Origin of the sequence: Aquibacillus koreensis (assembly GCF_025154055.1) — a bacterium.
Classification (GTDB): Bacteria; Bacillota; Bacilli; order Bacillales; family Amphibacillaceae; genus Aquibacillus_C; species Aquibacillus_C koreensis.
The window spans coordinates 1-12,058 of record NZ_JAOALK010000012.1 but is presented as its reverse complement, the minus strand read 5'-3'; the positions used below and the strand labels follow the sequence as shown (position 1 = coordinate 12,058).

Below are 12,058 nucleotides of genomic sequence, written 5' to 3'. Positions count from 1 at the left end.
CTACTTTCAAACGTGTTCTAGCTAGTTCCAGAAGGGTTATCGAACATACACGGATCGACAATTTTACCAAATTATGTTTGTTATACTTAATCTATTAAAAAGGGAGGTGGAAAACTAGATTGTATGGCTAGTTTATGGAAAGTATTTTTAAAGCGCTTACATTACAGAAGGGAGTTCGTGTATAATGTTCAAAAAACGATTGGTTGTGATTTTTGTGTTATGCTTTTTCACTATATTAAACGTACCTTCAGTCTTTGCAGCGGATGAAAACACGGAAACTACTTTACCGTTTATTCTCAAAAATGAAAACTTCTCATTTTCCGAGCGTACGGATGCCGTCATTATTGATGCAGGAAAAGAGGTAAATAGCTCCTCACTGTCCATTTCTGATTTTGATGTACAGGTGATTACAACAAGAAAAGTCGATCCGAGTGTTGTGGGGTATGATGGTCCCCGCGAGGTTATCGATGTTTATACAAGTGACGTGAATGATGTTGGTTCATCAACTGACACTGGACGATATATCGTTATTGATTTTCCGGATGTTGGTTGGGGTGATGGTGGATCCACGGAAGATGGTGGATATACCTACGATGCAACGTACACGATTACGTATCAAGGTGACCAAATAGACTATGTGGACGGATCTTCCATTGTGCCTGAGGCATTTACGCAGACAGGTGTTGTCAGTCCTGTTCTTGACCAATATAGATATGCAGACTACAACGGGCTTGAATACAGTTATTTTTATAACGAAGAAGCAGAGGAACCGTTGCCTCTTGTCGTTTTCTTCCACGGTGGTGGACAAGGTAACGATGTCTATACTCCGATCCGATTTAGTAACGGTGGTACTGTGTGGGCAAATCCTGAGAATCAGGAAAAATATCCTAGTCATGTGCTAGCACCTCGTAATGCTAACACACCGGATGATATGCACAAAGTAAAAGCAGTTATTGATCAAATGATCGCGGATGGAAAAGTTGACCCGAACCGTGTTTATATCACAGGATTCTCCATGGGTGGAGCTTCGACTTGGACCTTTTTAAAGACATATCCTGGCTTTGCGGCAGCAGCTGCACCTCTTTGTCCTGCAGGAGGACCTGATAGTGTGGAAAATGCTAAAGCAGTAGCTTATTTGCCGCTTTGGACTTTCGTTGATGAAGACGACTTTTTATTGGATCTTGTTGTCGGTAATGACGAAACGTACGGACAATATTGGAACGACTCCTTATTGACGATCCTACCGGAAAATAGACTGGATGACCCTCCGTATAATGGCCACGTTTTTGATGGGCATGCGGTTTGGCTCCCAGTTTATAATGAATACGTACACCCAGAGCGTGGCATGCTGATCGACTGGTTATTCACTAAGAGTAAAATTAGAGGTGTATCAGATGTAGAAGTGGAAACAGTGTCTAGGGTTGCTCCTACTCTACCTGAAACAGTCGTTGTAGATGTCAATTATAGCGCAACAGGGGTTGTTTCAGAAGAAAGAGCAGTTGTTTGGGATGCGGTTGATGAAGAGAGCTATGGTAACGAAGGACCAGGTGCCTTTACAGTAGAAGGTACGATAGAGGGGACTGTTGAGAAGGCGGTAGCCACGGTTACTGTTGAATACAGAAACCGTATTTCAGACCTGAAGGGCACGGTTACAGGCCTGGACATTGTACATGGCAATAAAAATGCACTGATGAAGAAACTAGAGAAGGCTGAAGATTTTCTGGCAAATTCGAAACATGACAAAACTGCACAAGCTGTCCAAATGGTGGAGAACTTTAACAAACAAGTTCAAAACTTTGTAAAACCAGGTAAACTTACCGAAGAGCAAGCGAATGAGATGATGGAAGCAGGGAAAGAGACGATCAGGAGTATTACGAACTAAATTAACATAGAGACCAATTGTGTGACTTTTATAGCACTTACGATATTTTGTTTAGAGTGTCCTTTTTGCTACCCGTACCGTTATATGTCGTCGAGTACGACGTAACAGTACGGGTAGCGAATAGGTCACTATTTTTTTGAATATATGTAACACACATTAAAAGGAGATCGAAGGAGGACGTATGGTTTAGGTGACCGAGGTAATTGGTGTAAATAACCAGTTAAAAGCTAATGATAGTTGGCTTCAAGAAGGCGATCCATTCTGTTTAGATGAGGAAATAAAGTTAGTCTTATTCAAAGGCATAGATTGTGACGGTTTATGAAGCCCCTAAATGCATCATCGGTGAACTTCGTTTGGACAAAAAAAAGTAGAGGGGAAGTTGAACTGCATTTTCCGTATTGCAATGGACTATGATTGAAGCGAGAAGACCCAAGTGATAACTCCACTTGGGTCTTGATTTAGTCGCGATAGCAATTTGTTTTGTAGAAGTTTCGTTACTTTTTGGTGATTGATAAAGTAATGAATATATCTCATAGGATTTTATAAACTGTTAGTCAGAGATACGTTTATTTTCTTTAGTCCATAATATTATTGGAATTTTATGCTAAAGTAAATTTATATAAATAAAAGTTCATTATAGCTATTACAGAAACTAAACTGAGGTGTAATATGAAAAGATTTATAGCAATCATATTATTTGGAGTGGTGCTCATCATTTCAGGGTGTTCTGATAGAGAGGAAGTAACAAAAGAGACTTTATTAGCAGCGCTTGAAAAGGAAGGAGTAAGAACTTGATAAGGCTTTTGGGGGATTGTGAGTTTGTAAACTTTTATTTTACATATGTTGTTGACGAAGGAGCGATAATAAAATGACTATACCGTTGCAAGTACATAGTGGGGATCGATTTATGCGGGATCTTTTTGCAGAGGTATATAATGAAGAAACAGGGTATTCTACAGTTTTTCGACCACAAGGAGGATATTGGTTAAGTGAGTATATGACGGATGATGATTATCCTTCGCCATGGTTGCATTTTATTTACAATAATCCCGATATGATCAAATATCATAGTCGTCCTTATTATAGTATTTACAGGATAACAGAGGACGCAAAAATCTATACAATTAACACTTATACAGATTTCGTTAACCTGATCGTTAACTATCCATTAAGAATAGAAGGTTCTATCTTTATAGATTTTGAAAAACTATCAAAGGACTATGATGGCGTTCATTTAACTAGTGAGGGATTTGAGAATTGCAGCATTGCTCACATGCAGATTTTGGATGACCTACAATTTGATGGAGGGAATACGCCTACTTTAAGAAGTTGGGAAGTACCGTCTTTTCTTGTTATGAATCCTGATATACTACTGTATTTAGATGAAAAAGAAAACGAAAGATATGAAGAAGATGAAGGCCTTTGATACGTTAAAAAAACGACTGAGCCAGGGGAAGTTGTTGGTGCAAAGAGAAGATGGTTATTTAGAAGAAGAGATGTTTCGTTTTTACGTTCCAGCTAGAAATCAGGACTTAGAGCGATTGCCGTCCTATACACCAGCAGAATTAATTTTACTCTTATCTAAACATAACGGTGCAGATTTATTTGAACACCCAATCAACGGTGGTGGCACGCATTTATTCTCAGTTAATGAAATGATCGAGCATATAGATTTGTGGGAGTGCCCAGAATATTTTATCCCGATCGGAACTGGGATGGATGGCCTTTGGATCGTGTGTCAATATGATACGGAGACAAAGGAAAACTATATGTGGATTGGTGATTTTCTGAATTTTGAAGACGACTTTGATAGATTACCCATTGATTTTTCTACATGGCTAGAACGTTTTATTATTTGTCAAGGATGTTCGTTTTGGGAATGGGATAGATAAGGAGACATCTCGTAGATTTGAAAAAAGTAGCCGTTCTCTTGACCAAGGTAACAGCTACTTTTTAATATAATATCAATTCCATCAATTCAATCTATTATTGTCCTTCCCTCTAACCACAATCTCATAGGGAACACTATTTACTTGTAATTCTTCCAATTTAACTTGAATCACTTCATCCACATAACTTTCTATCTCTTTTGCTTTTTTATTCGAATCAGACAACCATTTCCACTTCCAGGATGGTTTTTCTAAGTTTGTTTCAATAATGATTTGGGATGGTTCAGGATGAAAAGAAAAAGCAAAACCACGATATTCTTCAAACTTCATTTCTACTAATTGTTTTACAGTATCAATAATGGGGTACCATTTTTCTAAAGCCTTTTCTTTCTCCGTTTTACGCGTTACTTCAATGTTGAATTCTTCTTCTGCATCCTTTTCAACAACACGTTTAATGATGGCTATGATCTTATTCTTTTCTTTTTCAAAGATGGACTCCGTTACATCGATTTGAACTGTTAAACGTTTACTGGACAAAGAGACACCATCCATTCTATAACCTTCTTTTTCTAAAGAGGATTGGATTTTGTCAAAAATCTTATTATGTCTGTTCATACGTTCCTGTTCCACTGGAGGTGGTGTTTCACCAAGCGATTTTCCCCATTGAACATCTACTTTATCTAGACCAATTTTATCAACTAGTGCATCGATTTCTGCAGTTATTTTCTTCTCATATTTTTCTTTAATCTTATCCTTTTTGTATTCAATTGTTACAATTTTTCTCTCCTCATCGTAGGCAAGACCTATACGTTCGCGTTCATTATGATCAAAAAAAGCTTGAATGCCTTTGAACAATTTTCCTATTTTGTTCCGTTCAGCATCCAACTCTTCTACGTCCTCACGAGCAGAACTATCTCTTGAAACAGTATGCACATCTACACTAGTTATAAATAAACATGCGACAGCTAATAGCAAACTACCCATCATTTTTCTACTCACTATACCACACACCTTTATAGATTCATTTAGGTGTATCTTTTCCAATCTTATCCTGCTTATTCGAGTTGGAAACAAGGGTGGAAACATGGGGACGGTTCTCGTGTGCACGAATATAATAAAACTGAAAATGGAAACGGAAGAACCGTCCCCATGTTTCCAAATGCATTATGATGGCCTATACATTCTTTTTATGGATGAATAAGATGAAGAAAACGGAAATTTGGTGAAGAATATGGTAGATCATGATGAAAGTTATAAACGCTGGACAGATATACCCTATGCAGGTGAGACAAGACCTCCTAATAATCCGATTGAACCTTTTGCAGGTTCGTGGAGAACTTATTTTATCCAGCATGATGAAAAGGGTGGATTTGAAACATTAGATGGACGACCGATAAGACTAGCAATAAAAGATCCAAATACAATTGATTTTGAAAAGGAATTAAAAGTAGTCCAACGTGCTCAAGAGAATATTAATGAAGACGAAATAAACAAAGCGATATATTGGGGTGCTGGTCCACCGACCAAACAGTGGACACCAATCGTGGATAGATTAATTGACTCTTATAGTGTAGAAGCACCAAGAGCTAGTAGGATTTTAGCGGCATTGTATGCGGGTTTAAATGATGCATTTGTAGTAGCGTGGTCTTTAAAATATAAATGGCAGGTAGCACGACCAAACCAGATCGATCAAAACTTAGCTACAATTATCTGTACACCTGTGCATCCAAGTTATCCATCAGGTCATGCGGTTGTATCAGGAGCTGCTGAAATAATATTAAGCTATTTCTTTCCAACAGAACATAAAAAGCTCCATAAGCTTGCAGAAGAGAATGCAACGTCGAGATTATATGGAGGCGTACATTTTCCATCAGATAACAAGGAAGGTCTACGACTTGGACGGCAAATAGGAAATATTGTTGTGCGTGAAATAAGTAAAGAAAAAAATAACCGTGGAAGCATTACGGATACACCTTATCGACAATTTAAGGATGCAGAGCTTAATCCACCGCCTTATGAACAGGTCATTCCTTATGAATATGATACCTCATGTCAATCTTTGGTATTGCAGCATGTAATTAGTAAACAAGATAACGATCGTGATCATCTTCCAAAACCAAAGCTTTTTTTCTAAAAGAGACGTGAAAAATCCCCTTTTAGCATGCCAACGGAATTTTCATATCGTGTGTATTGCTCAGTAAAATACTGTTTGTAAAATGATGAAGAGACAATTACTTTTATTACGTAATTGTCTCTTCGTTTATTTTTTGATCTAAATGCGAAATTACTATAACAGAGGGGGGAAGTGCTCTATTTAAAGTACTTCCCAGATGTTGCTATACAGGAGGATGTGCGGAATTTAATAGAAAGAAGCGCCAACTATGATTAACAAGATAAATAAGACAACGATTAAAACAAAGCTCGATCCATAGTTTGTAGGTTGTTCACAACTCATATAACCCCTCCTTAACTAAATTAATAGGTTCATATTAAGATTATGTTATTTACTAAATTTAGATTGGACTTTCACACAAGAACCAAGTTTCCATTGTGTCCATTTTTAAGAAACATGTGGAAACGTAGGGACGGTTCTCGTGTGCACAAAAGCAAAAAGTAAGCAGGAGAACCGTCCCTGTGTTCACGGTTAAGATTTTAGCAGTTTTCATGTCTAGTTACAGAAAATATTAATACAAATAGAGTAAGGATGTTTTTCTGAAAGAGGGGCATGGCAACATAGAAGTAATTCAGATAAGGAATAAAGGATTTAGGAGAAAACGGAGAGGGGAAAGGTATGTGACGAAAAAGCCGTTTTATTTACAAGTGATCTGTAGTCTGTTGGTAGCTATTGTGATCTTACAATCTGGTTGTACGAGTGAAACCACTTCTGATGAAGAAGAATCAGTGGAACCCAACACCCCTGTGCGCAAAAAAGTAGAACTCGTACAGAAGGACGAACCTTCCAAAGACGACTCAACTAAAGAGGATTCATTAGAAACGGAAGAAAATACGGATGATACAGAACAAGCTGTAGACCAAGAGGATGAAACGAACCAAGATAAACCAAAATACACCTATCCAGAGCCTATTAGGGGAATACATGTGACCGCCCACTCTGCAGGTGGAAGTCGTCTAGATCCATTAATGGACATGATAAATACCACTGACTTAAATACGATGGTTATAGATGTAAAAGAGGACTATGGAAATATAACGTATAAAATGGAAGAATACGACGAGTTCAGTGAGCCTTTTATTAAGGATCCGGAAAATCTAATGGAAAAATTAAACGACAGTAATATCTACCCAATCGCACGACTGGTCGTTTTTAAAGACACTGTTTTAGCAGAAAACCAACCGAACCTATCCTATCTTACAAGTGATGGCCAAGTTTGGAAAAATGGTCGTGGGGAAGCTTTTGTTAATCCGTTTTTACCTGAAGTGTGGGAATATAATGTGGAGGTAGCAAAGTCTGCTGCCAAGTTAGGATTTAAAGAAATTCAATTTGATTATGTGCGCTTTCCAGAAGGATTTGAAAACAAAGACGATATTCTCCAATATGATTTGGGAGACTATAAAGACCGCAAACCATCTAAACTTACGCAGTTAGAAAAGGAACATAAGGAAGAAATGAAACAGTTTGAAGCAACAAAAACAACACTAGAAGCGGCATATAATAATGCGCTAAATGAATATACCGTTTTGACTGAAAATCAAGCTGATGGTGAATCCGATAATGAATCAAATGAGAAGGAAACAAGTGAAATGAAAGAAGCAGAAAAGGCTTTGGATGAGGCGAAAGAAAAGTTAGATGAACATAGCAATAATATACCAGAAAAGCCTGTTCTAACAGAGAAAGAAAAAATGGTTCAACTGCGTGTTGATGCGGTGACTGACTTTGTGGAATATGCAAAAAAAGAATTAGATCCTTTAGGAGTTAACGTGTCGGTCGATATATTTGGTTATACCGCAACGATACCAGAGGCGCCTGGGATCGGACAAAACTTTTTGAAAATTAGTGAACATGTCGATGTCATCTCATCCATGATCTACCCAAGTCACTGGGGACCTGGTTATTTTAACATTCCACAACCAGATACAGAACCATATCGCTTAGTGAAAGAATACATTAAAGCGGAAAAAGAAAAGCTAGCCCAGTTAGAAAAACCACCGATTTCACGGCCATGGATCCAAGATTTCACGGCATCGTGGTTAGGTTCAGGGAACTACATTTCCTATGGTAAGAAACAAGTCGAAGATCAAATTAGAGCCTTACATGAGCAAGGGGTAGAGGAATTCCTTCTTTGGAATGCGAGTAATAAGTATTCAGAAGGAGTAGATTATACGCCCTTAAAGTAAAGATTATCAACCGAAACGCCTGTCTCTTCCTATGAGTTTTTATTAATCACAGGAGGAGACAGGCGTTTTTTTTGGGGGGGATTTTTGAAAATGGAAACAGAAGAACCGTCCCCCTGTTTCCTCTTTTGTTAGACAGAAGGAGGGTTGCATTTTTTAAGTATGATTATTGACAATAATTGTTATTATTGTATATAGTATAGATATACAATTTTGAGATTGAGGAGATCACATGAATATTCTTGTGTCTACAACGAGTAAGGAACCACTATACAAGCAAATAAAAGAACAGATTAAGCAACATATATACAACGGCGAGCTAAAGGAAGGCGATGCGTTACCTTCCATGAGAGTGTTGGCGAAAGAGTTGAAGGTAAGTGTGATTACGACAAAACGAGTCTATGAAGAACTGGAACAAGAGGGGTTTTTATTTTCTGCAGTAGGAAAAGGGACCTTTGTGGCGGGGCAGCAACCGCATGTATTACGAGAATGGCAGATTCGAGAATTTGAAAATCAGCTGGAAGAAGTGGTGTTAGAGGCAAAAAAGTTAGGATTAACTAAACAGGAATTACTGGAGAGGATCGAGATTTTTTTTGAGGGGGATAGGTAGATATGAATACGGTTGAAATGAAGCAAGTAAGTAAAAAAATGGATGATTTTTCTATTAATAAATTGTCTTTCACGGTACCTAAGGGATATATAACAGGATTTATTGGTCCAAACGGTAGTGGCAAAACGTCGACCATCCGAATGATGATGGATGTGTGGAAGGCCGATCAAGGAGAAATAAAAGTTTTCGGTCAAGATATGGATACGAAAGCAAAACAACGAATTGGCTTTGTTTATGATGATTTGTACATGTATGAAAACTTCACGATAGATAAGATGCGATCGTTTATTGCTCCACTTTACGATACATGGGATCCAACTTTGTTTTGGAAGTATCAATCGAAATTTGGTTTGCCTACAACAAAAAAGCTAAAGAAGTTTTCTAAAGGGATGAAAATGAAATGTTCCTTATTATTTGCACTATCCCATAATCCCGAATTCATCATCATGGATGAACCGACCGCCGGACTTGATCCAGTCTTTCGAAGAGAATTGATCGACTTGTTACAGGAGCTAATGACGGATGAAAACCGTACGATCTTTTTCTCAACGCATATCACCACAGATTTAGACCAAATTGCGGATTATATCGTATTTATTAAGAATGGTGGAATTGTTTTTCAAAAAAGCATGGAAGAAATAAAAGAAACGTTTCACATCGTGAAAGGGAAGAATGAAGATTTAGACCCTGATATTCAAAAAATGTTTGAAGGTATTCGCCAGACTGATCAAGGGTTTAGTGGATTATTCACGGGCAATCTTTCTCTGTTTGATGGGTTTGAGGATCGAGTTTTAATTGAAAAAGCGACTCTTGAAGATATTATGTATTTTATGTTAAAACGGTAAGCTCAGTCATGAGGAGGGATGTGCAATATCTATGAAACAATTACTCTATAGAGATTTTCTCTTAACACGCAGACAAATTGCAGGCACATGCTTGATCTTTTTCATTGTTAGTTTAGGTCATTATCCAGTTCTCATTTACTATTTTATATTTGCACTTCAATTACCACATATTATGTTTGCCGATGAAAATAAAAATAAAGTGCACTATTATTTATTGAGTTTGCCTATAGGGAAGATGTGTTTAATTGTAACTCGATATCTGTATATACTGATCGCGTCCGTTTGCTTGTTACTCTTTGCCTGGGGAATAGCTGCGATTACTTCTCTAAAACCAGATGATATCTTTTATATGGTCTATGGTTCTACGATTTATGGTTGGCAAGATATATGCCTTGCTTTTAGCGTTGTTTTGGCTGCTTTTGCAATTAGTATCCCTTTTATGTATGGATTTCGTGGAGCGATTATTGTACATGTAATAAGTGGAGTGATGGGCTTACTGACTATAGGATTTATTTTTGTTAGTACAAATCTTCCGGATACGGAGGAGAACTGGAAATTTAATGATAAGGTGATGACTTGGTTTAGAGAGCTGTTCCCGCTATCACCTGTCGTAATCTTGCTCATTGGCTTGAGCATGTACGTGATCTCGATCGTGATATCTGTTCAACTTGTTCGGAAAAATAAAAGCCTAGATTAAGGAGGAAATTTCAACTTGAAACTTATGTACCAGTTAGTAAAAACGGATTTTCAAATCTATGGTTGGATGCCGCTCCTTTTCTTCTTTTTGTATCCGTTGGCGATATGGATCAATAGTGAATTATTCCTCTATTATCTATTATTTTGGTATCACGGTTTGTTCGCACTCTATGTATTTTATAATGCCAGTGCGAACCACGTTAACCAGTTCTATGTTAGTCTCCCGATGTCAAAGAAGCACGTTATTGTTAGCAAGTACATATTTCTTTTCAGTAATGCGGTCATCATAGCGATTTATCAATGGGGAATGACCATTGCCATGCAATCATATGTTACAAATCATACTTTTCTTGCATTAAAAGTTATCCTTTCATCTTTAGCGGTTAGCCTGGTCTTATTGCTACTACTTTTACACATTTATTATCGATTTCCTGCATTTGTATATCGATTTACCATACTTGTTATTCCAGTGTGTCATTTGACAGGCGTATTGTTTGAATCAAACATAGCTTCGATCATTCCATCACTCCAAGGAGCTCTTTTGTTTGTGGGGATCGTACTAATTATCTTTGTTTTATCCAGCTTGTACACCATGCGAATATATGACAACAAAGATGTAATTTGAGAATGGAAACACGGGGACGGTTCTCCTGTTCACACTTTTAAAACGTGTACAGGAGAACCGTCCCTGTGTTTACAATATAAATGTTAAAATCTACTGTGCGCAATGCTATAATAAAGGAAAAGAAGGGAGAGTGGTGTTTATGAGAGAGGAGATATTAAATCAGCTTCAACGTATTATTTTTAATGTGTTTGATCATGAAGATGTTAGAGTTTATCTTTTCGGGTCATGGGCACGTGAGGAAGAAAAAACGAGTTCTGATATTGATATAGCCTTGGAACCAGTAAAGAAGCTCTCTCCCTACAAGTGGATCGAATTGGTGGATCGCGTGGAAGAATCGACTATTCCCTATCATGTGGAGTTGGTTAATTTGGAACATGCTAGTAAAGAACTAAAGCAAAATGTAATAAGGGAGGGAATTCTATGGAAAGACTCAAACAAAGAATAAGTTCAGCCGAAAATGCATTAGCTTCCTTTCATGAACTCGTTGTTCTTGAAAACCCAAATCAAGTGGAAAGAGACGCATCAATCCAAAGGTTTGAATTTTCATTTGAGGCATGTTGGAAAGCTGCCAAGCAATATTTGTATGATATCGAGGGCGTTGATACTGCATCGCCTAAAGGTGTAATCAGAAATTTGAGGGAGAACAATATTCTTTCTGAGGAAGAAACGATAAAAGGTATTCAAATGGTCAATGATCGAAACCTAAACGTACATACATACAATGAGGAAGTAGCTATTAAGATACACGCCGGTTTGAAACAATATTATGAGCTGTTAGTCACTATGATCGAACGGATGAAAAAAAGAATATGAGAGGAAACACGGGGACGGTTCTCCTGTGCACACTTTTAAAACGTGTACAGGAGAACCGTCCGAGACCAGTGAAAAAGTCTACGACTTACCCCTAATTCATAAAACACATTAGAATTTAATATTTTTTATCACTTTCAAATAAAAAAGACCCTCTAAATGGTATAATTAGTACGCTGATACCAAAACCATTAGGGGGTCTTTTTTATGCTTCGACAACAGCCAAAGCAATTTAGTTTTCATTCTGTATTATACAATAAAATTCCTGATAATCATATCCTAAAAGCGATATCTAAGGTCGTAGATTTTAGTTTTATTAATATTCTCCTTGAAGATACATACTGTAAA

The 12,058-nt window shown here is 37.4% G+C and carries 14 protein-coding genes; 12 read left to right on the top strand and 2 right to left on the bottom strand.

The window, feature by feature from the left end; genetic code table 11:
* Nucleotides 1-184: 184 nt before the first annotated feature.
* The 4 genes from NYQ66_RS02645 to NYQ66_RS02630 all read left to right on the top strand — a co-directional run bounded on the left by NYQ66_RS02645 (nucleotide 185) and on the right by NYQ66_RS02630 (nucleotide 3,774).
* The gene (locus NYQ66_RS02645) at nucleotides 185-1,882 is read left to right on the top strand and encodes an Ig-like domain-containing protein (protein WP_259866558.1); all 1,698 of its coding nucleotides are present in this window, start codon (nucleotides 185-187) and stop codon (nucleotides 1,880-1,882) included.
* Nucleotides 1,883-2,072: 190 nt separating this feature from the next.
* On the top strand, nucleotides 2,073-2,204 hold the full coding sequence (locus NYQ66_RS02640) for a hypothetical protein (RefSeq protein WP_259866556.1): 132 nt from the start codon (nucleotides 2,073-2,075) through the stop codon (nucleotides 2,202-2,204).
* Nucleotides 2,205-2,750: 546 nt separating this feature from the next.
* The gene (locus NYQ66_RS02635; protein WP_259866554.1) at nucleotides 2,751-3,308 is read left to right on the top strand and encodes a hypothetical protein; all 558 of its coding nucleotides are present in this window, start codon (nucleotides 2,751-2,753) and stop codon (nucleotides 3,306-3,308) included.
* A 37-nt stretch (nucleotides 3,309-3,345) separates the two neighbouring features.
* The gene (locus NYQ66_RS02630) at nucleotides 3,346-3,774 is read left to right on the top strand and encodes an SMI1/KNR4 family protein (RefSeq protein ID WP_259866552.1); all 429 of its coding nucleotides are present in this window, start codon (nucleotides 3,346-3,348) and stop codon (nucleotides 3,772-3,774) included.
* An 81-nt stretch (nucleotides 3,775-3,855) separates the two neighbouring features.
* Here NYQ66_RS02630 and NYQ66_RS02625 read toward each other — a convergent pair whose 3' ends face one another.
* The gene (locus NYQ66_RS02625) at nucleotides 3,856-4,770 is read right to left on the bottom strand and encodes a hypothetical protein (RefSeq protein ID WP_259866550.1); all 915 of its coding nucleotides are present in this window, start codon (nucleotides 4,768-4,770) and stop codon (nucleotides 3,856-3,858) included.
* A gap of 232 nt (nucleotides 4,771-5,002) precedes the next feature.
* Between NYQ66_RS02625 and NYQ66_RS02620 the strand changes: the two genes are divergently transcribed.
* Nucleotides 5,003-5,905, top strand: a complete 903-nt coding sequence (locus NYQ66_RS02620) for a vanadium-dependent haloperoxidase (RefSeq protein ID WP_259866548.1) — start codon at nucleotides 5,003-5,005, stop codon at nucleotides 5,903-5,905.
* A 225-nt stretch (nucleotides 5,906-6,130) separates the two neighbouring features.
* Here NYQ66_RS02620 and NYQ66_RS02615 read toward each other — a convergent pair whose 3' ends face one another.
* Entirely contained in the window at nucleotides 6,131-6,226 is a 96-nt protein-coding gene (locus NYQ66_RS02615) for a YjcZ family sporulation protein (RefSeq protein ID WP_259866545.1), read from the bottom strand.
* Nucleotides 6,227-6,564: 338 nt separating this feature from the next.
* Here NYQ66_RS02615 and NYQ66_RS02610 point away from each other — a divergent pair, with 338 nt between their 5' ends.
* The 7 genes from NYQ66_RS02610 (at nucleotide 6,565) to NYQ66_RS02580 (ending at nucleotide 11,713) form a co-directional block, all read left to right on the top strand.
* Nucleotides 6,565-8,127, top strand: a complete 1,563-nt coding sequence (locus NYQ66_RS02610) for a putative glycoside hydrolase (protein ID WP_311202001.1) — start codon at nucleotides 6,565-6,567, stop codon at nucleotides 8,125-8,127.
* A gap of 229 nt (nucleotides 8,128-8,356) precedes the next feature.
* Complete coding sequence (locus NYQ66_RS02605; RefSeq protein WP_259866543.1) at nucleotides 8,357-8,734, top strand: GntR family transcriptional regulator; 378 nt, start codon at nucleotides 8,357-8,359, stop codon at nucleotides 8,732-8,734.
* 2 nt (nucleotides 8,735-8,736) lie between these two features.
* Nucleotides 8,737-9,579, top strand: a complete 843-nt coding sequence (locus NYQ66_RS02600) for an ABC transporter ATP-binding protein (RefSeq protein ID WP_259866541.1) — start codon at nucleotides 8,737-8,739, stop codon at nucleotides 9,577-9,579.
* A gap of 31 nt (nucleotides 9,580-9,610) precedes the next feature.
* Nucleotides 9,611-10,276, top strand: coding sequence for an ABC-2 transporter permease (locus NYQ66_RS02595; protein ID WP_259866539.1), 666 nt, complete (start codon nucleotides 9,611-9,613; stop codon nucleotides 10,274-10,276).
* Between the two features lie 24 nt (nucleotides 10,277-10,300).
* Nucleotides 10,301-10,900 (top strand): ABC-2 transporter permease, encoded by a 600-nt coding sequence (locus NYQ66_RS02590; protein ID WP_259866977.1) that lies wholly within the window; start codon nucleotides 10,301-10,303, stop codon nucleotides 10,898-10,900.
* 139 nt (nucleotides 10,901-11,039) lie between these two features.
* Nucleotides 11,040-11,345 carry a nucleotidyltransferase family protein gene (locus NYQ66_RS02585; protein WP_259866537.1) on the top strand — a complete coding sequence of 102 codons (306 nt, stop codon included), beginning with the start codon at nucleotides 11,040-11,042 and terminating at the stop codon, nucleotides 11,343-11,345.
* Nucleotides 11,321-11,713 carry a nucleotidyltransferase substrate binding protein gene (locus NYQ66_RS02580; protein WP_259866535.1) on the top strand — a complete coding sequence of 131 codons (393 nt, stop codon included), beginning with the start codon at nucleotides 11,321-11,323 and terminating at the stop codon, nucleotides 11,711-11,713. The genes NYQ66_RS02585 and NYQ66_RS02580 overlap by 25 nt, the downstream gene beginning before the upstream one ends.
* Nucleotides 11,714-12,058 lie beyond the last annotated feature (345 nt).

What these genes read in the sequence shown, in the direction of transcription:
- NYQ66_RS02645 (WP_259866558.1), top strand. Translation starts at nt 185, where the DNA reads ATGTTCAAAAAACGATTGGTTGTGATTTTTGTGTTATGCTTTTTCACT.
- NYQ66_RS02635 (WP_259866554.1), top strand. Translation starts at nt 2,751, where the DNA reads ATGACTATACCGTTGCAAGTACATAGTGGGGATCGATTTATGCGGGAT.
- NYQ66_RS02620 (WP_259866548.1), top strand. Translation starts at nt 5,003, where the DNA reads ATGGTAGATCATGATGAAAGTTATAAACGCTGGACAGATATACCCTAT.
- NYQ66_RS02615 (WP_259866545.1), bottom strand. Translation starts at nt 6,226, where the DNA reads ATGAGTTGTGAACAACCTACAAACTATGGATCGAGCTTTGTTTTAATC.
- NYQ66_RS02605 (WP_259866543.1), top strand. Translation starts at nt 8,357, where the DNA reads ATGAATATTCTTGTGTCTACAACGAGTAAGGAACCACTATACAAGCAA.
- NYQ66_RS02600 (WP_259866541.1), top strand. Translation starts at nt 8,737, where the DNA reads ATGAATACGGTTGAAATGAAGCAAGTAAGTAAAAAAATGGATGATTTT.
- NYQ66_RS02595 (WP_259866539.1), top strand. Translation starts at nt 9,611, where the DNA reads ATGAAACAATTACTCTATAGAGATTTTCTCTTAACACGCAGACAAATT.
- NYQ66_RS02590 (WP_259866977.1), top strand. Translation starts at nt 10,301, where the DNA reads ATGTACCAGTTAGTAAAAACGGATTTTCAAATCTATGGTTGGATGCCG.
- NYQ66_RS02585 (WP_259866537.1), top strand. Translation starts at nt 11,040, where the DNA reads ATGAGAGAGGAGATATTAAATCAGCTTCAACGTATTATTTTTAATGTG.
- NYQ66_RS02580 (WP_259866535.1), top strand. Translation starts at nt 11,321, where the DNA reads ATGGAAAGACTCAAACAAAGAATAAGTTCAGCCGAAAATGCATTAGCT.